Raw genomic sequence first — 25,174 nt, 5'->3', positions numbered from 1 at the left:
GCATATACCATTGGTTTGGTTGTCTTGGGTTACATCTAAAATGTATAAGCGGTGCGAACACTTATATATTCTTTGCTTAAATACCTACTTACAACTTTATGTATTGCTTATAAGTTGCCATAACAGAATCAGAAACACCGCTTTTATATAGCTTTCTGATATCTGAAATTTTACTACTTGAAGTTCTTAACTGATTTAATAAATCATTTCGACTAATGGCAACGCTGCAACGTCTACCGTCAGCATATTCAATACGATATCTCATTAACACTACCCCCACTAAACTACATCAATACCTGTTGATTCGTAAACTTTGATATAGAAATATAGTAATTCCATTTAGTGCTTGTCTTTACTGCATAGCCAAAGGGAAGTATTCCCCTTTGTAAACCAACTCTTATAAACTGTTCTGATTTATTCATCAGGCGAGCAGTTTGTGCAACAGTTAATTTGTTCATAGTCCTTTAAACCTCACTTTCCATATCAATAAGATTTTCAACAGGTACTTTTAAAGCTTTTGCAATTTTACCAAGTGTCTTAGGTTTTGGAGTTCTTAAGCCCGAAAGATACTTAGAAATAGAAACCCTTGAAATCTCTGCTAAAGCTGCTAAGTCATCCATGTTAAGGCAAGCGTTAGCCATTGCAATTTGTAATTTTCTTTTATTGATTTTCATTCTGCTTATCCCCTTTCTTGATTTTATCATTTTCATATTGACACAAGAAATAACTTGTGTTTTAATTGTATTACAAGTTATATATTGTGTCAACGCTTTTTTACAAGAAATTTCTTTTATTTTTCTTTTGTTTATGATATGCTATCAATGAAAAGGATGGTGTATAAGAATGAGTGTAGGAACAAATATAAAAAAGTTTAGAAAGCAAAAAGGGTTAACACAAGCCGAACTTGGCAAAAGATTAGATGTTACTCAACAAATGATAGGACAATTTGAGAATGATAAAAACTCCCCTCAAATGGACACCTTGAAGAAAATTGCCACCGCCTTAGAAATAGACATTTCTGATTTATTAGGCATATCTCCTTTACAATCCTTAAGTGAAAGAGTTACATTTTTCAATTACCTTTTAGGATTGGGGTATGAAGTGAGTGAAAACCCTTATAATGATAAATGGGTAATACACATAAAAGAATCTGGGCAAGATATTTTCATTTCAGATGATGAAATGAACTCTCTTGAAAGTATCATCAAAGAAAATGTTGATTTAAGAATTACAAAATACATAAGTGACGGAAAGCATAGTCAATAAAGCTAAAAAACCGCCCCAGTGTAGCAGCACTGGAACGGATTTTTATAGATGTAACCCATAAACCTAATAAAGGATATGCGATACTCTTCAAGACACCATTAGTATAGCATATTCCTTTATAAAATGCACCCATTTTTAAGAAAGGAAAATGTTATGAAATTACCTAATGGATATGGTTCAGTCCATAAATTACCCGGCAAAAGAAGAAACCCTTGGAGAGCAAGAAAAACTGACGGATGGGAATTTGATGAAAAGGGTGAAAAAATAAAACAAAAATATATTACTATTGGATATTATACTAAACGCGAAGAAGCCTTACAGGCTTTAGCTGATTATAACAAAGATCCCTATAATCTTCATGCTGCAACCATCACCTTTTCAGAAATATATGATAAATGGTCAGAAAAGAAGTTCCAAGAAATATCCAAATCAAATATTAATGGATATAAAGCATCCTATCTTCTATGTGATTCCGTAAAAAATATGAACTTTGTTGATATTAAGCTTAGTCATTTGCAAAAAGTAGTAGATGAATCTGGTAAGAACTTCCCGACCTTACGTAAACTAAAGGTCTTGTTTGGTCAATTATTTGATTACGCGATAATGCATGAAATTATATCCAAAGAACGTGACCTTGTTCAATACGTTAATATCAATAAAGCAGGTAATCCGAATGCCTTTGATAGAAAGCCATTCACAAAAAAGGAAGTACAGGCTGTTTGGAAATGGAGTACTACATCTGAATACATTCAAATTATCTTAATGCTAATTTATTCAGGTGTAAGAATTGGAGAACTCCTTGATCTAAAGAAAGAAAATATCAACTTAAATGAAAAATGGTTTGATGTAATTGCATCCAAAACAGAATCAGGAATACGAAAAGTTCCCATCGCCGATAAAATTTTACCCTATTTCAAAGATTGGATGAACAAAAATAATTGTGACTATCTTCTTTCAACACCTGATAGTCAGCATTTTGAATATAGAAATTACTATGATAGTTATTGGACACCGTTCATTGAACAAATGAACATGAACCATAGACCACATGATACCCGGCACACCTGTGTTTCACTTTTAACAGTTGCCGGAGTAGATGAAAGAATGATTAAAAAGATTGTAGGTCATAAGGGTCAGGGTGTTACACAACAGGTTTACACCCACATTGAAATTGATGAATTACTGGTTGCAATAAACAAAATATAATATACTCTACTTAATCTATATTTTTAATAACGTAAAAGACTCCATATTTCTATGGAGTCTTCACATAATAATCTGTCTTTTTTTATGCCCTATAGGCGCTGTTTTTTTCTTACTGCTAGATTATTATACTATAGTATATGCCATCTAGTCAACATTTATTTTCATACAAAAATAGTTTTTTAATATTATCATTTATTTTATTCATAGCAGGGTTTGAGAACTTAATTCCATATAGTAAATCCATACTGTTTTTTGGTGTATAAATACGCATTTTACTGATTGTTGTAATCTGCTCCATTAAAGCAATACTTCCTGATTTTAGTTTATTGATTTCTCTTTCATATCTTAGAAAAATTTCATACTCTTTGTCTAAGTTTGCTTTCTTTTCTTTTGTCTCATTAATTAATACTTCTAAATTATTATATGCTTCCTGCCCAGTTATGTTCTCTTTTCCTATCAATGTGATTGATTTTTGTAAACCCACTAATAACTGTAATACTTCATCACGTTCGCTTTTGATTTTTTGGGATAATGAATTGTGTTTTTGCTTAAGTTTTTCATATAATTCATTACCTAAGTACACATCCCTTTCATGAACATCCGTTTCAGTTCCTGATGACAATGGTAGAACAGTTATAACCGGTGATGTATGTTTATTATCATTATCAAGTACAATAGCATAATGTAGACCACCTTGTTCACTGGCAACATTAAATCCAAAGTTTATACTAACTATGTCACCTCGGTTGAATTTTAAAACTCTAGTATAGTCAAATCTTTCTTCATTAAGTAAGTAATGACTATATGTTTCAATCCAATATGCAACCAAATCTGCTTTCTTATGATGCTTTGGATTTGGACTATTTAATAGTGCTTCAAATGTTCTGTTCAATTTAGAAATAGCCTTCTTCTTATGAGTAATTACTTCTTCCTTGGTTATCTCTTTTCCCACATTTTTATTCTCCTTTTATGTATTTAACTTACAAAATCCGATAATATATTATCATATATTACTAGTATTTACAATAATAAATACAAATTATCGGAAGCAAGCATTGTAGGATTTAGTAAAGTAAAAAATCATATTTTCTTGTGTATTACATGTGTATTGTGTGTGTATTACAGGTTGATTTTTAACCATTTTAGTTGAACCATAAAATGAAGAAAACCCCGAAAACACTGGGTTTTTCGGGGTTGTAAAAATTCTTTTCTTATCTCTTTGATAGCTGTTTGAGAACTGTAGAACCGCATGAATGCTGGATTCTTTGAGTAGAGTGTTAGTTACGTGTTTTTTACCTATAGCAACCGTAAAGCACATATTGAGTTAAAGCATGATTACCTTTGCTTTAAGATCTGCCGAAATATTTTCTTGATTTTTTATATAGTTATCAACTGGATTGTCATTTGATAATTTCTCGACAAAAAAAGATCTTGCAATATAGTAGCCTTTATCTTCACTATATTCTATCCCTAGATGTATCACAGCATTCTCACAATAACTGTAAAACATAATTTCACATTCAATGTTTGTTTCAGGGTCGACCAAATCTCTCTTATAATTAATCGCCAATGGATTGCTAATCATATTTGGCATTAAGTAAAAATACACATATTTAGCCTTTACATTTTTAAACTGTCTTTGATTTAATTTTTTCAAACAAGCAAAAGTTATTACCCCATTCTTTACATTATCCCATCCCTTTTTCCCTCTATACTCTGCTAACATTGAAAATTTCACTGCTTTTTTTGCAATTGATTCAACACCCAGAAGATGACAAAAATTATCTTCATCAAATCTCAACTGTAACATCTTTTCACTTCCATTTTCATATGTAACCGTATATTCAAATATAAATGGCATCAGATAAATTTCATAATACTGTTGTAATACAGCCATAGTAATATCGCTAATTCTTGGTTTTTCTTCTACCTCATGTAACTCAATAGCACTGTACATCTATTATCCTCGTTCCCACGCAAATAGAAAAAGCTCTGATTACATCAGAGCTTTCTAGCAACTTTATTTTTTTCTGCTCATGTTTAAACTCTCCGCAGCGGAGAAACCGAGAGTTGCACCCAGTTACTATAAAATATGCATTCTTACATATTAATATACAATTATTCTACTAAAGTTTTAATTCTCTGTAGCAGAGAATGATATTGGACTTCTTTCTACTTATATTATACATTAGCATTAATTTTTGTCAAGCTATAATATAGCTTACTTATCCAAACTAACAAATGTCCGAATAATTTGCTTCAACTCCTGAATTCCAGATTCTGGTGTCAGACGCACTATTCCGCTGTGATTTCTAAATGAAATATCCTGTTTTCTACTAATTATTCCACTTCTATTATATAAAGTTGGCTTAACTTCATTATCATTCTTACCTTGTAAAATCCAAAAAAATTCAACACTCCTAAGGTTTTTACTATCAACTACAGAATATAAATATTTATATACAGAATCTTGAAAACCACCTTCAGCGCCTTTTTTTATTAATGAATTCCTATTTCTCCATTTTGAATCTAATATTCCATAGGTAACTTCACCTTTTATGATTTTTTTTATAATAAAATCGGGGGTATAGTATTGCTTATCTGTTCTAAACAAAGTTATATCATTATTGTAAGCGCTAGAATATGAATAAATCACTGGTTGATAATACAAAATTACCTCTAAATCATCTTTTTGAAAATAATAGGTATTCTCTTCTTCTGTATTTTGGAATTTAGGGTGATTAACGCTATATTTATATGCGCACCTCTTTTCACGTTGCTCGATAAACCCAAGCGAAATAAATATATCATACATATTAAGCAAACAGTAATATTCGTAAATTTTATCTGCATTTGAAAATTGCATCAAAATATTTTTATTAGGATAAGTAACATCGCTCATTCCAAACCAAATACGCATAATTTGATAAATGTTTCTATAATGATATATTTCCAAGAATGCTGGGCTTGGAGTTGGCAAAGATCTCATTGTAACACTTGAACATGGCAAAACATTACAATATTGTACATAAACACTTGATAATTGTTTATACACCTGCTTATACTCATCTAAATAATTCCCAAATTCCATGACCATATATTGTTGGATTATACGAGTACTTAAAATATAATTATCCTTAACAGGTTCCTTAGTAGTAATAAGCAAAGTATTAGCCTTTAGAGCATATTTCAATTTTTCACATCTTTCATCGACCGCCTCAAGTAAAACTCTAATAAACGATATTATAGTTCTATTTTCCGGGATATCATAACTGTACTTGTAAGTGCTTACTAAGGTTTTTTCAGGTATCATTTGTTTCTTATTTACATATATTCCCGAAGTTCCGTATACCTGCTTAAGTTCTTCTGGGTGGGTAACAATATATTGTATATTTTCTTTACCTATTGAATGTAGTTTTTCTACGTAGTCAACACAATAATCTGTTTCAGTTTTAAACTTAGGATTTTTTAAAAAATACGGATAATTCTTTAAAAATGTTTGTATAAACACTCTTAATAAACCTATTTCTTCATCAAACTTATCATTTTCTTTTTTCAAAAACTTAGGAAACAAATCCTTGTTTTGAATTTTTGATCGAAATAATAGTGCATGATTCTTTTTATAGATGTCATTTAACATATCATACAGAGACTCAACTGTTTCCTCATAATTTTGTTTCACCGCTACTACAAGGGAATCTGTAAAAAAGTAGTCCTCAAGCCCAATATCATATTCAATATGAACTAAAATCTCAGTAAGTCCATAGACCAAAGAAAAAACGAACTTGTTATTTAATTCAATTTCGTAAACTGTTTTGTCGTCGAGGTTTTTAGCATCGTATTTGCATTCCACCATTTCATTATTAACTATTAACTCAATATTTGTAATGTTGGTTACTGCTTCCTCATACTCTATTGAAAATGAATATGGTTCATCTTGATATACGACTACTGCTGCTGTTAAATCATTTATATTTTTACTTCGTTTTCCCAGTTCTAAACTTATAATCTTATTATCATCACTTCGCAAAACCAAAGTTGGATTCATTTTACACCACCTTATCTAGCGAAAAATTGATAGTATTGCATATTTAAATTACCCTTTTTAATAATTGATTGTATCATTTCATAACATTTTGGCATTGTATTTTGATCACATTCAACCATCAATTTTTCAAGAAATACATGGTAATCTTCTCCATATCCATTAATGATTGGCAAAACTTTTTGAAGCACTGCATAATCTAAGGCACAATATACATTCTCACTTGTATCAAAAACACCTTTACTTGATAAACAATATTTTTTTATCATACCAATTATACGTGGACTAAAACTTATACCAATATCTTGAAAACACACACGAATCTTATTAAACTTATCTGTAATTGCCGTATCAAGTTTTTGATTTTCCCAAAATTCAGAATTTTTTATTCGTTTAAACGCTTCATATTGAATCAGCGGATATTTTCCAATGTCACTACGAACCTCAAAATCTTCTATATCTACATCTGTAGAATGTAGCATAATAATCCATGCTCTATCTATAAGACGTGGAGATAATATTTCTGTTGTGTGATCTAAATTTATTGTTGCCATAAAACGCAAAGTGTCCGAGATTAGATATTCATAATCTTCACATAAGCATATCCTTCTATTCATTTTGTCAAAATCACATAAACTCATAAAATCTGCCCAATAATGTTCCATTTGGCTAAGATTTGCTTCATCTAGAAGAACAACATATGGAAAATCGTCAATATTATTCTTTTTTTCTTCATTCAAAACTGATAGTGCTGAAAACAATCCTTTATTTGAAGCATCAAAAGACTTTGTCAGCGGATTATAGTATCCGATTAAATCTCTTCTTGATGTCCATCCCTTTTCGACAGCTATTTCAGAATATCGATTATATTCCCCATTTGGTAACCCTAAAATATTTGCAATCAGAGAAACCAATGATGTTTTCCCCGTTCCTGGTTCCCCTGCAAGAACTGTCAAAAATCCTTGTGCCATACATATTAATATATTTGCAACATCATTCTTACTAATATTTCTTTTTCCTTTTTCAGTAAGCTCTTTATGTACAAAATTTACTAAGTCAACTGGATTACTAATATCAGAATAACTTTCAACCGTTTGTAATGTTGCAACCAATGCTTCTGTTCTCTTTACATTTTTACTTTTTTCAAAATTTGCAGCTTCTTGAAGCATCAGGCTTGATATCGCTCCATCAAAGGCAAAACTTGAATATGCTTCTCTTACTTTTTGTTCAATGTCTGTAGATAAAGTATTTTTCATACTTAACAACATATTGTATTGATTTTGAGTATCTTCAACTTCACCATTTAATTTATATACTTTATCACTTAAATTTTCAAAATCCTTATACGCTTCCAGTTTTCGTTGCAGTTCGTCCTTTTCACTTACCAATTTTTGCACTTCTGACGAATTTATAGTTAGCTCTTCATTTCCTGCATCTTGAAGTTTTTGTATCTCATTTTTTAAGACATCAAGTTCTTGTTGTTTGGTTTTTTTCTCTACTTCTATTTTTTCAATAATTGAATTATACTCTTCTTGTTCTTTTACAACCGGATAAAGTTTTTCCATATAATTACTATTATCCAGTATTACTTGTGCTATTTTTTCTAACGAGTCTTTATTTTCCAGAACGACCGATGGAATTAAATTAATTGTCTGATCAGCCAAATCTCCATTTTTAGCCAACTCTAAAATACGATTTCTTCTTTGCTCAGACATTACTTCTATTGGCAACTCCACTACAGCATCTCTAATTTCTTTCTTTGCTTTTCGCGTCTCGGCATTTTGAGATAACAACCTACCAACAAACTCTTTAAGTCCGATATCATCAATACAATCTATATAAGAACTTTTTTCTGGTAAATTATCATTTTTTAAAATATGTCTTTCTCTTCCATAATACAAATCAGTTGTTCTTTTAGCGGCATCAAACGTATATATTGGCTCTTCAAAATCACTTATAAGATATTCTGATATTACATATGGATCACTTTCTATAGCGTTGGGTGAGAATTTATACCCCCCATCTGGAGTAACCTTCCATGAAAATGGACCAAACACACTATTTTCATCAGATAAATAAACTGAATTAGTAATTGGTTGCATGATATCTAATATTGTATCATTCCCCCATTCACTATAGGTATTTGAGGTAAATCCCTTTGGCAATTTGATTACTTCTCTAATCCCAAACGAATCTACAGGCTTTACTTTTGAAATATAGTCAACTGCTTTTATTTTTGAACCTGTATATGTTTGCTCCAATGAAGCTAATTCTGAATCACTAATTGTCAACATGACATACTTTTGTTCTTGAATAAATGGTGAATCACTCACTTGCCCATAAATTGCTGATATTGTTATAGTTCCATATTGTCCAAATTTTCCAGCATCCACCTCAACAAATCCACCCTCAATAAGTTCCATTACTGGACGAATATTAAAGTAATCATTTATGTGCTCTATTCTAGCTAAATACACGCTCATTACTCTGCCTCCCCATCACTTTTTGTATACAATACTATTAGTAGTTTACTACTTTTTGGTATATTTTTCTACAATAATTTGCGAAAGAGTCCAGAATTTCCAGACTCTTTCCTCAAATCTACCTTATTCCCACAAAATCCCTTACCTTATCCTTCACCCCCTGCATAAATTTCTCAAACAACGTTATTTCCCCAATCATAAACCGTTTCATAAATTCATATGCTTCATTCAACTTCTGCTTCAAACTCCGAATTTCTCCGTCCTTCTTCTCATTCTCATAACGAAGCGTAACTACCTCTTCAAACAAGTCATGTTCCCTGTCAGGACCAGCACTGCTATACATGAAGTATACTTCTTCCGCTATTTCAGCTTTTCGGGTTTTCTCTTCCAGTTTATCAGAAACCACCTTGTAATCATCTTCCACAACTGCAAGTTCTTTCTTTGCTGAATCTAACTTTCGGTCATAATACCGAACCGTATCATCAATATTCTCCAGATTCTTCTTTTTATCCGTCAGCATTTCATCTAACTTAAAATCGTGGAAGCCTTCTCCGTAACTGCTTTTTCTTTTGTTTTCAAATCCGCTTCCACCAAGAAAACTTTCTTTTCAGCTTCTTTGGCTCGTTCCGCAGCTCGTTCTCGTCGATAATCCGATAACAGCAAGTCCCCACGTTCATTCTTACCCTTAAAGAACCGCTCCCAACCAAGTTCCTTTTGCATATAATCTGCAATCCACTCTTTCTGCTCTTCAATCCAAGTCACCGCCCCATACTCCACTTTTTTCATTTGTGGAATTTTCCCATGCGGTGTATCCTGCCAGACCAGATTATCCGATTCATCGACAGCTTGCTTCATGGTTGTTGCATATCCCATTCGCTTGAATGTTTGTGAAAATGCATTCTGAACCGTTTGCCCTCTGCTACAATTCTTCACATATGGGATAAATGTCATATGAAGATGTGGAGTTGATTCATCTCCATTGAAAGCCATATTATTGATTACAATTCCTTCATTAAACGGAGGATTCCAATCCGGATCATCGATTCGTTCCTTTGTTAGAAATGTTACATTAGGAACTTCCGCCAGCATGTGTTCTGCGAAATCTAGCAATGCTCGTTCTGCAAATAATGAATCATAAAAATCACTTTCATATCCCGTATCTTCCATATCTCCAATCTGCCAGATAATTTCATACTGTTCATGCTTTTGTTTATCTTGCAGAATTTTCTCATAATAAGTATCAGGACACCGATCCCCACGGCTCTTTTTAATTTCCTTCTGTCTCCACTCCTGATAAGAAGCTTCAAACAATTTGTCATATGCCTGCTCAATGGTAAAATCTCTTGTACCATTTACATAATAGACATTTCTATCTTCTCTATCATGCGTTGCGTTGGGTGGCCAGTGGTCACGATTATTATGTTCCAGATTTGGAATACGGTGTAAAGCACCCGATATCGTTTTTGAGTTCCCCATTCAATCATCCTTTCTTTTTATCCGTCAGTCATTTGTTGATTTCCTTTCTCTACTTTAAAAGCTCTGCTTTCCTGTTCTTTTTTACTTTCCTTCGTAAGAATTTTAAAGCACTGCTCCGAAAGTAATGTCCCCCTATCAGTTTGGGAAATCCCAAACTTAGGGGGCAAGCGTTACGCCGCTTAATCACGTTATATGTGAAGCTTCGCTTCACAAGCCTTCGCCAGAGTTTAAGAATCTGCCATCTTAAGAAGTCAAATTGTTAAACTCTTTCTTCGGCAATATCCAAGTCCAGTACATCGTTCCATCTGTAGTCTTACGATTGCCAGCCATAATCCCAAGCTTCTTCTTTGCAGATAATAAGGTATTTCGTTTTATACCTTTTCTAGTTGCTTCCTCCTCAATATCATTAGAAGAAATTTCACTTTCCGCTCCGAAATATTCTTTGATAAAGGCAATGGCTACATCTAACTTCTTTCGCCCTCTACCTTCTTTTCCAGCAAGCAATTCATCTACTGTTATGTCATATGGACCGATACACTCAAATCCTCTGTCCTCTGATATTTCAAAGCCAATGGAATCTCCTGCCGCCGCAAGACTTGATTTATCTTGTGCCATAATACGAATGTTAGGTTTATCTGGTATTCTTGCTACTAGTAATACACTTCTAGCCGTTGCCTGAATGTCGATAGAGCCAAGTCCTCGATACGTTGACTTTGAGCCAGAAGCTTTATTCATGTGACCGATTAGAACAATGGCACATCCATACTTTTCAGCAATTATCCCTAATCGCTTTAGTACTGGTCGTATCTCATTGGCTCGATGCATATCTACATCAGAACCGATATAGGCTTGAATCGGATCTAGAATTACAAGCTTTGCATTTGTTTTAGCGATTGCCTGCTCTAGTCTTTCATCCGTCATACTCAGTTCTTTTTCTGTTTCATCTATCACACGGATTTTGCTACAGTCTGCATTTGCCTTTTCAAGTCTTGGCTTTATCGTATCGTCAATCCCATCCTCAGCTGTCTGATAAATAATGCTAATCGGCTCATATGGTATATCTTCATCACATGGAAGAGGTTGCCCTCTACTAAGTAATGCCGCTAATGTCAGTGCAAGTGTTGTCTTACCTTCTCCTGGATCTCCTTCTATTACGGTTATCTTTCCGTATGGGATATACGGATACCAAAGCCAATTTACTTCCCTTGTCTGCACATCCTCCATATGGATTAATTTTAATGCTGTCTTTTGTTCACTCATTCATCGTCCTCCTGATAAAATAATTACGTTGTTACCAGCAGAAGCTTTTGATATAATCATATTTGCGAGATAAGATATATCAGCTCTGCTGGCTGTCTTTTAAGTCCTTTCCCTATCGGTTAGGACTTTTTTATTGGAATCCCAATAAAACCACTCCCTTCTTTACTTCTTACTACACTGCCCTTGGTACTTCTTTGAAATATCCAATTTCTTCCCATACCTTCTTGTCAGGGCAAAAGTAGTTGTACTCTGAGGAATTCTCCATCTTGAATGCATATCCAAATTTGAGAATCCCTTTTTGCAATCCGACTCTTACATATTGGGCATCTTTTCCGATGGCTTTTGCTATTTCAGCAATCGGAACATTTCGCCCAGTAAATGACGGTAGCTCAATCTGGTAATTTACTTCTCCCATGAAACTTCACCTCCCAATATCAATATAGAGCATTTAATGCTCTGTTATGTCTTCGTATTATACAGTGCTTTTAATGCTCTGTCAATATATAATAATTTAATGTTTACTTTTCATTTTTAGTATGTTATATTCTTTCCTATAGGAGGTGATTATTTTGACCACAGGTAAAAAGATTAAGTTAATACGAACATTTCGAGGCTTAACACAAAAGGAACTTGGTGACAAATCTGGAATTCATGAAGTTGCAATCCGTAAATATGAATTGGGAAAGAATCTTCCAAAGCCAGATCAGTTAAGGAAAATCGCAGATGCATTGAATGTGAATGTAAATGCCTTAGCAGAATTTGATATTCAAGCAGACGGTGATGTTCTTCCACTTCTCTTTGCAATCGACGAAGTATTTTCCGTAGAATTAAAGGATATCGATGGAGAACCGGGGATTTTCTTTAAGAACAAGAGCCTGATCCAATTCCTAAAGGACTGGCAGGCAATGAAAGAATTGTTAGCGATGGGAAGTCAGACCATGGATAACTATGATATCTGGAAGACGATTCGCCCAAGTGTTACCAAAGTGACTCACGAAGATTAGAAATCATCGTACATTGACAAACGTACTCTTTTTACCAGCCAATAAGAAGAATACTATAACGAAAGAAATGATGATGTTTTATTGAAATTACCAAATGGCTATGGCACTGTGTATAAGCTAAGCGGGAAACGAAGAAATCCTTATATTGTCAAAAAGACCGTAGGATGGCACTTTGATGAGAAGAAGGATAAACAAGTTCAGGATTATGTAATTATAGGATATGCAGCCAATCGAGCAGATGGATTACAAATGCTAGCAGACTATAATACCAATCCTTACGACTTGGAAGCTTCCAAAGTTACCTTTGCAGAAGTTTATGAGAAATGGTCGACAGAGAAATATCCGACTGTATCGAAATCCAATGTAAATGGTTATACTGCTTCCTATAGCTTATGCACCTCTTTGAATGTTAAGCTATTCAAAGACTTAAGACTTATTGATTTACAACATGTCGTTGACACTTGTGGCAAGAACTATCCCACACTACGAAAGCTAAAGGTCTTATTTAACCAGTTATATGATTATGCGATAAAGAATGATATCTGTAATAAGAATTACTCTGAATTTGTAGATATCGTCAGATACAAGGAACGTAATCCAAATAAATATGACCGAAAGAAATTTTCAAAAGATGAGATCAAACGTTTATGGGAATTGAAGGATGATAAGTATTATCAGATTGCCCTAATGCTCATTTACAATGGACTAAGAATTTCAGAATTTCTGGATTTAAAGAAAGTAGACGTTCATCTGGAGGAACAATATTTCGATGTAGTGGATAGCAAGACTGAAAATGGAATCCGTAAAGTTCCAATTGCCGACAAGGTTCTTCCCTTTTATCAGTCATGGTTTGATTCTGCTCCAGATTGTGAATATCTGCTTCATACCGAGGATAACAAACATTTCCTCTATCGCAATTACTATGACAGTTATTTCACTCCACTCATGCAGAACCTAAACATTGAAAAGACTCCACATTGTTGTAGGCATACCTGCATTTCCTTACTTGCAGAAGCAGGCGTTGACCAGACGATTATTAAAAAGATTGCTGGACATTCGGGAGCCATGTCTCTGACAGAAAAAGTATATACACACTTCGATGTACAGGAACTGGTAAAGGCTATCAACCAAATTTAATCCCATAATACAAGTTCCACATCATACGGAACTTGAAAAATTAAGGAGAGCAAAATGAAGAATATATTTATTCCTAGAAGTTTGCCTAAAAAACGATATCAAAAAAGGATGTTCTAAGCACTATTTAGCACTTAAAACATCCTATATTTTTGTTAGTTACTTGTTAGTTGTGTGTTAGTTACCGTACTAATTCCACACCATTTTACGACATTCCAGAACTTCAAGAAGCCAGTAAATATGCGGTTTTGCACGATTCCACAAACGGCACAGACTATCTCTTTGAGAACTGAGGAGCACGACGAGCGGCTTTTAAACCGTACTTCTTTCTTTCCTTCATTCTTGGATCTCTTGTTAAGAAACCAGCTTTTTTTAATACTGGGCGGTGTTCCGCATCTGCATGTAATAAAGCTCTGGAGATACCATGTCTGATAGCACCAGCCTGACCAGTAAAGCCACCTCCATGTACATTAACAAGAACATCAAATTTATCAACGTTATCTGTAATAACCAGAGGTTGACGAACGATTAACTTTAATGTATCTAAGCCGAAGTATTCGTCCATATCTCTTTTATTAATTGTTACTTTACCAGTACCAGGTACTAAATAAACTCTGGCAATACTGCTTTTTCTTCTTCCGGTTCCGTAATATTTTGCTTTAGCCAATGTTTTTTCCTCCTTTCAACCTTCTGATTAATATTTAATCTCTAATACTTCTGGTTTCTGAGCTGCATTATCATGTTCAGGTCCAGCGTATACGTGTAATTTTGTAATCATCTGTCTTCCTAAAGGTCCTTTTGGAAGCATGCCTTTTACAGCAAGTCTGATAGCTTCTGTAGGTTTCTTGTCCATTAATTCTCTTAATGTAGTTTCTCTCATTCCACCTACATAATCAGAGTGATTGTAGTATATTTTTTGATCAAGTTTTTTACCAGTTACTTTAATCTTATCTGTATTAACAACTATTACATAGTCACCAGTATCAACATGAGGTGTGTAAGTTGGTTTTGTTTTACCTCTTAATATCTTAGCAATTTCAGATGAAAGACGTCCTAATGTATGTCCATCAGCATCGATAACATACCATTTTCTTTCAATCGTCGCCGGACTAGCCATAAAGCTTTTCATGGGGTACCCTCCTTGAATAATCAAATCTCAATAAAAATTTTATTATTTTCATAGTTATATGTTAAAATACTCTCTACCGGGGCTTGGCTTGAGTATTCTCACGTCACATCTAAATATTATATATCATTCCACCGGGCGTGTCAATATATTTTATCTGGTTTCCTGCTGTTTTTCCAATATTATTAAAATAATTTATTTATAAAATGGATTATTTTAATATATTTTGGAACCTTATTCATACAGTATTAATTAAAATCAATCCAAATGCCTTATATTTAGTTCGTATGTTGTTCTTGTTCTCATGTTGTTCTTCTTTCAAGATTTCCTACATTAAATCAGGATATTCTAGCTTTAACAACGTCAGACCTTCAGCCGGAGCTTTCGGTCCTGCTGCCGACCGCTCCTTTTTATTAAGAATTTCCTGTACTTTTATAGGCGGGTAGGCTCCCAAGCCAACACGCACCAAAGTGCCTGCTATAATGCGAACCATATTATATAAAAATCCATTACCAGAAACAATAATATCAATTCTCTCGTCCGTTTTTTCAACGTTGATATCATAAATTCTTCGAACGGTATCTTTCACATGTGTATTAGCAGAGCAAAAGCTTTTAAAATCATGTTCTCCCATCAGATAAGCAGCAGCCTCCTGCATTAGCAGTTCATTAAGTGGGTAGTGTACAAAATAACTGTACAACCTTGTCGTTGGTAATGGAAACCTGCTGTTTTGTATGGTATATCGGTAGGTTTTTATACTGTTACAACGACGTGGATGAAAATCTGCCGGGACTTCTCTAGATTCCTGGATTACAATATCCCCAGGCAGTTTTTGATTTAGGGCATACGATATCTTATCTCCTGGTATTCTTGTATCTGTATCGAATATGGCTACGTTTCCCAAAGCATGTACTCCTGAATCTGTTCTACTTGCTCCGATAACGTTTATATCTTCTTTTAGTAATGCTTTTAGATTCCGGTTTAATACTTCTTCTACGGTGATTCCATTGGGCTGTAACTGCCAGCCGCAATAGTTTGTGCCATCATATGCAACCCTTAACATTATTCTTTTCATATCTAAATATGGCATTCCTTTCTGCAATACTCTTTCCTGCCTTGTCTTACAATTCATACATATTCTTACGAAATGCGAAAGGAGGCTGGTATCCCATGTTTAGCCAATTTTCATCATCTTAAGGAATATTACAAAGGCTGCATAACTACATAAGGTTATGTAGGATAGAATATCTCTTGTAGTATATTTTAGAGGCTTCATCTTGGTACGCCCTTCTCCTCCTTGGTAACACCTTGCTTCCATAGCCATTGCTAAATCATTTGCTCTGCGAAAAGCAGATACAAACAACGGTACCAATAATGGTATTAAACTTTTGGCTCTCTTTATAAGTCCGCCGGATTCAAAATCCGCTCCTCTAGCCATCTGAGCTTTCATAATCTTGTCGGTCTCTTCCATTAATATCGGAATAAAGCGTAAAGCTATAGACATCATCATGGATATTTCATGTACCGGAACTTTGATTTTTCTCAAAGGATGCATCAAACGCTCCAAACCATCCGTCAATTGATTGGGAGTGGTAGTAAAGGTCATTAACGAAGAACCCAGTATTAAAAATACCAGACGTATGGCCATCTTAATGGATAAATGTAATCCTTCTTCTGTTATTCTTATAAATCCCAGCCTTACCAGCTCATTTCCCGGAGTGAAAAACAGATTAAATGCCACAGTAAATAGCAATAGCATAAAAACTGTCTTTAAACCACGTATAATAAACTTTAGCGGTACCTTTGACAATTTTATAATAGCAAATAAGACTACCGCAGAAACGGCTATACCATAGTAGCTGTCTATAACAAATAAGGATATAATGTAGAGTATGGTTCCTACCAGCTTGACTCTGGGGTCCAGTTTATGGAGCAGCGAATCGGCCGGATAATATTGTCCTATTGTAATGTCTCGAATCATTTTTTACACCCATTTCTTATCGCAGGCAAAGCTGCTGTACTTCCGCAGTATAGTAATATCAAATAAGCTTTATAAGTTAACTACGGTATATTCAATTACTTGTATTTTTTAACTTCTCATATATTTTAGTATTTCATCCCTGGCTTCCTCTACTGTGTTAGCCGTGGTATTTACAGGCAGTCCCTTTAATTTTAGCTCATTCATGACATAAGTAACTTGAGGGGCTGCAAGCCCCATTGCCTCTAGCTCTTTATAATAAGCGAATACACCATGAGGTGTGTCATTAAAGGCTACACTGCCCTTATTCATAACTATTAGCCTGTCTGCATATTTAGCTACATCTTCCATACTGTGTGATACCAGTATAATGGTTAGATTACTTTCCTTATGCAGCTTAGCAATTTGATCAAGTATTTCATCTCTGCCCTTTGGGTCAAGTCCTGCTGTAGGTTCATCCAGTATTAATACTTCCGGTTTCATAGCCAGTACACCTGCAATAGCCACTCTGCGCTTTTGTCCTCCCGACATTTCAAAGGGAGATGCATCTAACAAATCGTCAGAAAGTCCCACCAGCTTAATTGCTTCATAGGTCCGAACATCAATTTCCAATTGATCAAGTCCTAAATTCTTAGGTCCGAAACAGACATCTTTATATACGGTTGTTTCAAATAACTGGTGCTCCGGATATTGAAAAACCAGACCGACTTTACTTCGCAGCCATTTCATACTAAAGTCCTTGTCATAGATGTCCTGACCGTTATAATATATTGTACCACCAGTTGCTTTCATTAAACCATTTAGATGTTGTGTTAAAGTGGATTTTCCAGAACCTGTATGCCCGATTAAACCTATAAATTCTCCATCATTAATAACCAGATTAATATCTTTAAGAGCGTGTTTTTCATAAGCAGTACCAGGGCTATATACATAATTTAGTTTATCTATAATAATTGGCATTACTTCCTCCTATACTGTTTTACTGCCTATCTTGCTTTTTTAGACGTAAAACCGCTTCCACAAGTTCCTCTGTGGTTAGAATACCTACCGGAACATCCAACCCACTTTTCTTAAGTTCATAAGCGAGTTCCGTTACCTGCGGAACATCCAGGCGGTATTGTTTTAATTCTTCCACCCTTGAAAATATCTCTCTGGGTGTACCCTGCATAACCACCTTACCCTGGTCCATAACGATAACTTTGTCCGCATGTATTACTTCTTCCATATAATGCGTAATTAACAGTACCGTAACTTTTTCTTTTTCATTTAATTCTTTTACCGTTTTAATAACCTCTTTACGTCCTACCGGATCTAACATGGCAGTGGGCTCATCTAACACGATACATTGAGGCTTCATAGCCATGATACCGGCTATAGCTACCCTTTGCTTCTGCCCGCCGGAGAGCTTATTCGGTGAGTGTTTACGATATTCTAACATCCCAACTGCCTGTAAGCTCTCCTCTACCCTCTCCCATATTTCTTTTGTAGGAACACCCAAGTTTTCTGCGCCAAAACCTACATCTTCTTCCACAACGGTAGCAATAATCTGATTATCTGGATTCTGAAATACCATGCCGGCGGTTTGCCTGATGTCCCACATTTTTTCCTCATCCTTCGTATCCATACCATTCACCCACACGGACCCTTCTGTGGGTATTAATATTGCATTGATATGCTTTGCCATGGTTGACTTTCCGGAACCGTTGTGTCCCAAGATAGCAACAAAATCTCCCTTATTCACTTCCAGGTCAACAGCATCAATGGCACGGTTAATGGATTCAACATTTCCTTCTTCATCTCTTCTTATATATTCAAATATTAAATTTCGTGTTTTTATCATTCCCATGCATGTACCTTCTTAATCTTGTTAAACTTCAACTACTTAGCTTTCTACATTGTAAAGTATTCTAACATTATTTGCAATTAATTTTTCATGTTAATGTATTATTTACAACTTATCTACTATTAATAGTTATTACCTGTAAAAATAAAGTCTTATAATACATAAAATGCCGTCCTCCTTTTCTTTACACGCCAAGCCGGTTGGCAATGTAGTAAGAAAAATAAGACAGCACTTTTGTTTCAATTAATCTTTTAAAACTCGGTATATCTATTCAGTATATAAAGTAACGGGGCCTTCTACTCCAAAAGGCTCAATTATTAAATAATGAGAAATTCCGTCGCGTACCTGTGTTCCAAGAGTATTTGTTACTTCTATACGCAAAGTATTCTCTTCCTTTGTTAATAAGCCAGTAAGCTCAAAGACATAAGGCTGACATATTTTAACGCCCGCACTTACACCGTTTACGAAGACCTCTGCTACCTCATATGCCCTTTTTAGCTTAAGATATGCCCTGCCCTCCTGCCGTGAATCAGTCAGTACGGTTTCATAGGAGACGGTACCTGTTTTGTCTTCATAACCAATAATATTTTGGATAGGCTCTGCTTTTGTCTGGTTTACTCCTTCTGTGAATAATGGATAGGAAAAGCTATCTGCAAACTGTACCTTCCACGGTGATTCTATATCACAAGGCTTTAATTCATCTATGGAACCTTTTTCCTTTTTTACTCCCTGTAAAGGTTTCTCTGAAAATATCCAGATACAGGATTCATACGGTGATAGCTTGAGTTCATAGCTTCCTTTACAACCAATTAATTCATACATCTCATTAGTAAAAGCATCATATCGATAAGCATACCCTGTCTCTTTCATACTGATTGTACTGTTAACTGCGCTAGAGATATGCTCATTAAAAAACATCCAATACTGCATTTCTCCCTGTTCATAATGATAATAGACCAAATCTTTACAAGGGGTTTCTAGTTTTATTTCAGCCAAATCTGCACAAGCTAAAGCCAGTTCTTCTAAAGTACTTATACGGCAAAAGCATTTAAGTTCCTCCCACTCCTCTGCCTCGAGACTGCCAGATACCGTCTTATCAGGATAAGCTTCTACAAAAATTACCCGCAGTCCTTTCTTAGCATATTCAACGAGATATCTGGCTGTGGTTGCAGGTATTGCCTCTCCATAAGGAACGATTAGTACCTGAAAAGCTTCTTTATGAATTATTAGGTTCCCTTCTGCCATTCTTGCATTTATAAGATAATCCGGAGATACAATGTCACAATCTATTTGATGCTCCATTAACTCCCTAACAGGTTTTTCAACCGGCATATAAGCTCCCGCCCACTCTTGTTCTGCTGGATATAAAACTGCTGCCGGAGCTTTATGCACACCTTTTTGAAAAAGGTTCATCAACCGGTTTGTATAATCACTATAGGTCTTAAAATAACGAAATTGAGGGTTATACCCATGAGCATCAAAGTGAGGCGGGCAATCCCAATCCGGGAAAGGTGCCGGATTAAAGGCATGAGGTACAAGATAATTGATACCTCGTACAATCAAATGATCACTAATCCACTTCATAAGAGAAAGCCCTGCGTTCCACCCATAAGCTCCAAATGCTTCACACATTGCCCTCCCTTCTTTATGTGGTTCTAAATGAGCAGCGGAAGAACCAAGCTTTGCGAGTGCAAAATGATAAAATTCTCCATCACTTCCACCGGTAGAAAATGCATTGTGATGGTAAGGCATACCAGGAACTATCTGGGTACCAATTACATCTATTCCTGATAGATGCTGTCCTTCCTGACCACGAAAAAAATGTCCTGTTCCGTACCCAAGCCTGGCGTGAGCACCATTATCCTCAATATTATGTCCAAGGTATAAAACCTGATGATTCTGACACCATTCAGACAACACCCCAGTAAAATTATCCCGATACATTTTAGTTATCAAATCCATATATTGATGTCTGATATCTCCCTCTTTTCCTCCGGCCTTCGCCCAAAGCAGGGGAAGGTACTTATTCTCAAAGGGTAATTCCTCTTCAAGACCTAACCTCCAAGGTAAAACCATATCGCATCCGATGGCTGCCTGTGCTCCTTTGGTATTACCAAACCTTGGTTCGTCTGAAAAAAATCCAAGAATGGTTTTTCCAAACTCCTCTTTTAGATGTTCGTAGTGAGGTTCATATACCTCCTTTAGCAGTACTCTGGCTGCATCAGCCACCAACGGATTTAAGTAATCCTTTGTTGCCTCTTCTCCTCCGTTGCGAGTGTAAAACACTGTAAATATACTATACGAACCTTCTGGTATATCCCAGGTGATTATGCCATTCTTTAACGCCCCCTCTAACTCCATAAAGGAATCGAATGCAACTGCATCATCCTCCGTATTACGATTACTTTCCCTTTTAGCAGCATAGACACCTATTACATGATTGATATCCTCAGAAGGCTTATCCCATACTTTTCCATTTAGTAACGCAATATGAATTCTAGCTCCCTTTACAGGACCAGCCACATCATATCTTCGCATATCCAGATACCACTTTTTTAATTCAGGATATTCTTCCTTTATTTTTCCATTTGCATATCCGGTAGGAAAATGGGCATCGTCTAATATCCAGAGCTTCATATTATTTCTTTTCGCTTCATCAATAATGATACCTAAGTCTTTCCACCATTTTTCACCTACAAAATCTGGATGCGGTCTTGATTCAATGCAAACTGCTTTCATACCGCAGCCAGCTATTTTATTGACATATTCTCTAAGTATCTCTTCCTTTTCACCATGCTGCCAGAAAAATGGATAAAAATAGTTATCCGCCTCTCCCTGTCGTACTCTTTCAATATTATGCATTGAATTCCCCTCTTTCTGTTATCAACTTTCTGTTATTAACTGTTTTTACTCTTATACCTTCTTCGTCGTCTCTTTCCCTGCAAATACAAAGGCAAGAACCGATGAAACGATAAAAGCAATAGCTGCGCATATTAAAAAGCCGTAAAAACTTACATCTAATCCTTCCGGATTAATCATAGCCGGTATTCGGAAGAAACCATCCCCCACAAAGGAATACATTCTGCCTCCGAGTCCGGCTAGTATACCTCCGCTTATACCTCCGCCTATGAATGCGGCAATAAATAATTTAAAATTAGGTAATGCAATGGAATATATGGTAGGCTCAGTTACACCACATAGACAAGATACCATATTACCAAATCCCATTGATTTTTTCTCTTTATCTTTTATACGAAGTGCATATCCCAATGACACACCTGCTAAAGCCCATACGGTAAGTCCTAATATTGCATTTACAGGGTCACTACCCAAAGTAAATAAATTATTAAACAATACCGGTATGAAAGCTGCATGAAGCCCTAAAAGTACCATGACTTGCCAGAAGGCACCAAATACTATTCCACCAAAAATCGGAAAGTTATTAAAGATTGCCATAACTACTGCGGAAAGGCCGTTTGATATTATAGTCATAACCGGGCCAATTGCCAGGTAAGCTACAGGAACTGCAAGGAGCAGCGTTACGGTTGGAACAAACATTAATTGCAGCATAGTTGGTATAATTTTTTTACTTATCTTTTCTACTTTTGCTGCAAACCACGCTGCTAGAATTACTGGAAATAAACTATTCGTATAGTTCATTAAAACAACTGGCATTTTAAGAAAAGATATTGCAGTTCCTGCATCTTTTATTGCTATTATATCAGGATATACAAGTGCTGCACCTATAACGGCCGTAACATATTGGTTACAGCCAAACACTTTGCCTGCATTAAAGCCTACAATAATAGGCAAAAAATACATAGCTGCATTCGCTGTGGCATAAAGAATCAGGTAAGTTCCATCTGTATTCGTAAGAAGGCCAACTGTAGTTAGTACTGCAAGTAAGCCTTTGATAATACCCGAAGCTATCATTACACCCAGAGAAGGCATAATACAACCTGTAATAACCTTAAACAGTCGATTAAATGTACTTCCATCCTTCATTAACTTCATATCCGTTTGATTGTCTACTGGTGGTAAATCACCAATTTCCTTTTGTACATCCTTTATTACTTCATTTACATGCGTACCGATAATTACCTGATACTGTCCTCCCTGTTTAATTACACCCTGAACCCCTTTTATTTCTTTAACATCCCCATCTTTTGCCCTGTTCTCCTCTTTTAATACAAATCTAAGACGAGTCATGCAATTCACAACACTGACAATATTTTCTTTACCACCGACTTTTTGAACAATTTCTTTTGCTAACTGGGTATAGTTTTTATTTGCCATATCCTACCTCCTGCTTCCATATGCCTCTTAACGAGAACCTTGGTGATGAATCTATCTCAACACTAATCTCACCGTCCCGTAATGTCCATACACTAACAAAGCATTGACCAAACTCACACTGTATATTATACTCTTACTATAGTATGTGTTATAGTAAAGGGGTTGAAGCTTCTTAATCGGACATAAAATTAATTGTCCTATACAAAGTGCCAATACCTGATTTTTTTTCACGCACAGATTGATGGCAGCATTGCAATATGAAATAGTTTATTCGTTTACTAAAAAATAGAGTGTGCTTCATTTGTATAATAGGAGGACAATAGAATGGATTTATATTCTTTAGATAAAACTTTACGTACAGTAAGTAAAAGCGAAGAAAAATATAAGCATGGTCATAATATTGACATTTGGAATGACATTCCTAAGGTGAAAATTGAGAATACCTTGATACCTTGTTTAAACTTTACTTCCATCTCTGATATGAGCAGTCACAATATGACCAATGGTTGGATTTCAACTTTGCTGGAAATATCCGTTAAGAAAAACTCGAGATTTAACCCTGTCCCGGTTCATGTCCATGATTTTTTTGAAATAAACTATGTTTACTCAGGAGTATGTCCGCAAAACATTGACGGAAGAAATGTTATATTAAAAGAAGGACAAGTTTTGATTGTTGAGCCTTATGTCCCCCACTCAATTGGCTATCTTGATGAAAATGATATTATGATTAGCTTTCTTGTTTCTAAAAAATATCTACATGAGAATCTTTTACAGCACTTCTCTACAGACAGTATTTTATCACACTTTTTTATTAGCGCGATTAATGCAAAGAGCCTAAAAAATAAGTATCTACTATTTTTAGCAGAAAATAGTAGGAGAACGCAGGTGTTTACAAAAGAGCTTCTCTGTGAATGTTTTTCTCCTTCAGTTAATTCAACTGATTTCATAAGAAATCTTTTTAGCCTTATTGTTGCAGAGCTTATTAATGTATACAAGAATCAATTGGTGGAGGAAGAAAAAGAATCAAATAATGCTCCTATATTAAGCATTGTTCGTTATATAGAAACTAACTTTAGAAATTGTACTTTAGAATCCGTATCTCAATTTTTCCATCTCAGTCCCAACTATCTTACTACGCTCATAAAGAAGAATACCGGCATGACCTATAAACAGCTTGTACAAAGTCAAAAACTAAAACATGCTGCCAAGTATCTTAGTAATACCTCTATGCCAGTCAGCGAGGTCGCATACGAATCTGGTTATGAAAATGTTAGCTTTTTCTATAAAAAATTTCAAGAACAGTACAAATGCAGTCCTCATGAATTTAGAAAAAATAGTACTCTATAAAATATTAAGCTCACTTGAAAATACACAATTTAGGCTAACCGTGAGTAAGTTTTCAAAAAGTGTCCCTCAAATATTGACATATAGCAAAAAAAGTAAGGGTATGTTCTAATAAAGATACATACCCTTACTTTCTATCTAAGGAAAACTCGAATTAAACTAATTCGATTAACACTTCCATAGCTGCGTCACCTTTACGCTGACCGATTTTAACGATTCTTGTGTAACCACCGTTACGGCTTACATATTTAGGTGCTATTTCATCGAATAATTTATCTGTAACATCAACAGTTTTTGTATTTCTCTTTCTTCCTGCTGCTTCAGTAGGAACTTCCGTTACAGGATAAAGGAATTTAAGCATCTGTCTTCTTGCGTGAAGACGAGTTGCGCTGTCTTTTTTGATTGTTTTATCAACTTCATCAAAAACAGTTACTTTTTTACCTTCAACAACTTCTTTAACAGTTTTACCGTCTTTATCTTTGCGGGCAACTTTAGCTTTTACTGTAACAGTTTCGAAATTATCTTTTTCTTTTACAGCTAATGCTATCATGCCTTCGGCGATTTTACGGATTTCTTTTGCTTTTGCTTCAGTAGTTCTGATTTTTCCATTATATAAAAGATTCGTTACTTGGTTTCTTAGCAACGCTTTTCTCTGACTGGATGTTCTTCCTAATTTTCTATAGCCTGCCATTTTTTACCCTCCTTTGACTTCT

Annotated in this window: 25 protein-coding genes; 5 read left to right on the top strand and 20 right to left on the bottom strand. The window is 35.1% G+C overall.

Annotated elements, in window-relative coordinates; genetic code table 11:
- Positions 1-88 precede the first annotated feature (88 nt).
- The 3 genes from acsn021_RS02030 to acsn021_RS02020 are packed head-to-tail and all read right to left on the bottom strand — an operon-like array spanning position 89 to position 674.
- Positions 89-265, bottom strand: a complete 177-nt coding sequence (locus acsn021_RS02030; RefSeq protein ID WP_184094649.1) for a hypothetical protein — start codon at positions 263-265, stop codon at positions 89-91.
- 19 nt (positions 266-284) lie between these two features.
- Positions 285-458: a hypothetical protein gene (locus tag acsn021_RS02025; protein ID WP_184094647.1), complete on the bottom strand. Its 174-nt coding sequence runs from the start codon at positions 456-458 to the stop codon at positions 285-287.
- Positions 459-464: 6 nt separating this feature from the next.
- A complete protein-coding gene (locus tag acsn021_RS02020) occupies positions 465-674 on the bottom strand; it encodes a helix-turn-helix domain-containing protein (RefSeq protein ID WP_184094645.1) in 210 nt (69 codons plus the stop codon).
- A gap of 169 nt (positions 675-843) precedes the next feature.
- Here acsn021_RS02020 and acsn021_RS02015 point away from each other — a divergent pair, with 169 nt between their 5' ends.
- Together acsn021_RS02015 and acsn021_RS02010 are read left to right on the top strand one after the other, a co-directional pair.
- A complete protein-coding gene (locus tag acsn021_RS02015; RefSeq protein ID WP_184094643.1) occupies positions 844-1,266 on the top strand; it encodes a helix-turn-helix domain-containing protein in 423 nt (140 codons plus the stop codon).
- 153 nt (positions 1,267-1,419) lie between these two features.
- Complete coding sequence (locus acsn021_RS02010) at positions 1,420-2,472, top strand: tyrosine-type recombinase/integrase (RefSeq protein ID WP_184094641.1); 1,053 nt, start codon at positions 1,420-1,422, stop codon at positions 2,470-2,472.
- Positions 2,473-2,620: 148 nt separating this feature from the next.
- Here acsn021_RS02010 and acsn021_RS02005 read toward each other — a convergent pair whose 3' ends face one another.
- The 8 genes from acsn021_RS02005 to acsn021_RS01970 all read right to left on the bottom strand — a co-directional run bounded on the left by acsn021_RS02005 (position 2,621) and on the right by acsn021_RS01970 (position 12,151).
- Positions 2,621-3,424, bottom strand: a complete 804-nt coding sequence (locus acsn021_RS02005; protein ID WP_184094639.1) for a type II toxin-antitoxin system PemK/MazF family toxin — start codon at positions 3,422-3,424, stop codon at positions 2,621-2,623.
- Between the two features lie 372 nt (positions 3,425-3,796).
- Positions 3,797-4,429, bottom strand: a complete 633-nt coding sequence (locus acsn021_RS02000; RefSeq protein WP_184094637.1) for a PBECR4 domain-containing protein — start codon at positions 4,427-4,429, stop codon at positions 3,797-3,799.
- Between the two features lie 264 nt (positions 4,430-4,693).
- Complete coding sequence (locus tag acsn021_RS01995) at positions 4,694-6,520, bottom strand: DUF2357 domain-containing protein (RefSeq protein ID WP_184094634.1); 1,827 nt, start codon at positions 6,518-6,520, stop codon at positions 4,694-4,696.
- An 11-nt stretch (positions 6,521-6,531) separates the two neighbouring features.
- Positions 6,532-9,000, bottom strand: a complete 2,469-nt coding sequence (locus acsn021_RS01990) for an AAA family ATPase (protein WP_184094632.1) — start codon at positions 8,998-9,000, stop codon at positions 6,532-6,534.
- 118 nt (positions 9,001-9,118) lie between these two features.
- On the bottom strand, positions 9,119-9,520 hold the full coding sequence (locus acsn021_RS01985) for a hypothetical protein (protein ID WP_184094630.1): 402 nt from the start codon (positions 9,518-9,520) through the stop codon (positions 9,119-9,121).
- Between the two features lie 5 nt (positions 9,521-9,525).
- Entirely contained in the window at positions 9,526-10,476 is a 951-nt protein-coding gene (locus acsn021_RS01980) for a hypothetical protein (RefSeq protein ID WP_184094628.1), read from the bottom strand.
- 243 nt (positions 10,477-10,719) lie between these two features.
- The gene (locus acsn021_RS01975) at positions 10,720-11,736 is read right to left on the bottom strand and encodes an AAA family ATPase (RefSeq protein WP_184094626.1); all 1,017 of its coding nucleotides are present in this window, start codon (positions 11,734-11,736) and stop codon (positions 10,720-10,722) included.
- A gap of 172 nt (positions 11,737-11,908) precedes the next feature.
- Positions 11,909-12,151, bottom strand: a complete 243-nt coding sequence (locus tag acsn021_RS01970) for a hypothetical protein (protein WP_029503033.1) — start codon at positions 12,149-12,151, stop codon at positions 11,909-11,911.
- A gap of 154 nt (positions 12,152-12,305) precedes the next feature.
- On the opposite strand from acsn021_RS01970, the gene acsn021_RS01965 reads away from it, so the two are divergent.
- Entirely contained in the window at positions 12,306-12,740 is a 435-nt protein-coding gene (locus acsn021_RS01965; RefSeq protein ID WP_184094624.1) for a helix-turn-helix domain-containing protein, read from the top strand.
- 81 nt (positions 12,741-12,821) lie between these two features.
- Positions 12,822-13,877 carry a tyrosine-type recombinase/integrase gene (locus tag acsn021_RS01960; RefSeq protein ID WP_184094622.1) on the top strand — a complete coding sequence of 352 codons (1,056 nt, stop codon included), beginning with the start codon at positions 12,822-12,824 and terminating at the stop codon, positions 13,875-13,877.
- Between the two features lie 271 nt (positions 13,878-14,148).
- Here the strand turns inward: acsn021_RS01960 and rpsI are convergent, their stop codons facing one another.
- From rpsI to acsn021_RS01920, 8 genes are all read right to left on the bottom strand, one after another.
- The gene (gene rpsI / locus acsn021_RS01955) at positions 14,149-14,541 is read right to left on the bottom strand and encodes a 30S ribosomal protein S9 (protein ID WP_184094620.1); all 393 of its coding nucleotides are present in this window, start codon (positions 14,539-14,541) and stop codon (positions 14,149-14,151) included.
- Positions 14,542-14,568: 27 nt separating this feature from the next.
- Positions 14,569-15,003, bottom strand: coding sequence for a 50S ribosomal protein L13 (gene rplM / locus acsn021_RS01950; RefSeq protein ID WP_184094619.1), 435 nt, complete (start codon positions 15,001-15,003; stop codon positions 14,569-14,571).
- A 325-nt stretch (positions 15,004-15,328) separates the two neighbouring features.
- The gene (truA, locus tag acsn021_RS01945) at positions 15,329-16,075 is read right to left on the bottom strand and encodes a tRNA pseudouridine(38-40) synthase TruA (protein ID WP_184094617.1); all 747 of its coding nucleotides are present in this window, start codon (positions 16,073-16,075) and stop codon (positions 15,329-15,331) included.
- A gap of 99 nt (positions 16,076-16,174) precedes the next feature.
- Positions 16,175-16,981: an energy-coupling factor transporter transmembrane component T family protein gene (locus tag acsn021_RS01940; protein WP_184094615.1), complete on the bottom strand. Its 807-nt coding sequence runs from the start codon at positions 16,979-16,981 to the stop codon at positions 16,175-16,177.
- 108 nt (positions 16,982-17,089) lie between these two features.
- Positions 17,090-17,938, bottom strand: coding sequence for an energy-coupling factor transporter ATPase (locus tag acsn021_RS01935; RefSeq protein ID WP_184094613.1), 849 nt, complete (start codon positions 17,936-17,938; stop codon positions 17,090-17,092).
- A 19-nt stretch (positions 17,939-17,957) separates the two neighbouring features.
- Positions 17,958-18,824, bottom strand: a complete 867-nt coding sequence (locus tag acsn021_RS01930; protein ID WP_184094611.1) for an energy-coupling factor transporter ATPase — start codon at positions 18,822-18,824, stop codon at positions 17,958-17,960.
- Positions 18,825-19,088: 264 nt separating this feature from the next.
- Entirely contained in the window at positions 19,089-21,683 is a 2,595-nt protein-coding gene (locus tag acsn021_RS01925) for a glycoside hydrolase (RefSeq protein WP_184094609.1), read from the bottom strand.
- A gap of 51 nt (positions 21,684-21,734) precedes the next feature.
- Positions 21,735-23,117, bottom strand: coding sequence for a PTS transporter subunit EIIC (locus acsn021_RS01920; RefSeq protein ID WP_184094607.1), 1,383 nt, complete (start codon positions 23,115-23,117; stop codon positions 21,735-21,737).
- 324 nt (positions 23,118-23,441) lie between these two features.
- On the opposite strand from acsn021_RS01920, the gene acsn021_RS01915 reads away from it, so the two are divergent.
- Positions 23,442-24,464: an AraC family transcriptional regulator gene (locus tag acsn021_RS01915; protein WP_184094605.1), complete on the top strand. Its 1,023-nt coding sequence runs from the start codon at positions 23,442-23,444 to the stop codon at positions 24,462-24,464.
- Between the two features lie 151 nt (positions 24,465-24,615).
- On the opposite strand, the gene acsn021_RS01910 is transcribed toward acsn021_RS01915, so the two are convergent.
- The gene (locus acsn021_RS01910; protein ID WP_184094603.1) at positions 24,616-25,152 is read right to left on the bottom strand and encodes a bL17 family ribosomal protein; all 537 of its coding nucleotides are present in this window, start codon (positions 25,150-25,152) and stop codon (positions 24,616-24,618) included.
- Positions 25,153-25,174: the final 22 nt, after the last annotated feature.

The organism is Anaerocolumna cellulosilytica (assembly GCF_014218335.1).
GTDB lineage: Bacteria > Bacillota > Clostridia > Lachnospirales > Lachnospiraceae > Anaerocolumna > Anaerocolumna cellulosilytica.
Note: the sequence above shows the minus strand (reverse complement) of the source record. Positions and strands in the feature narration are given on the sequence as shown.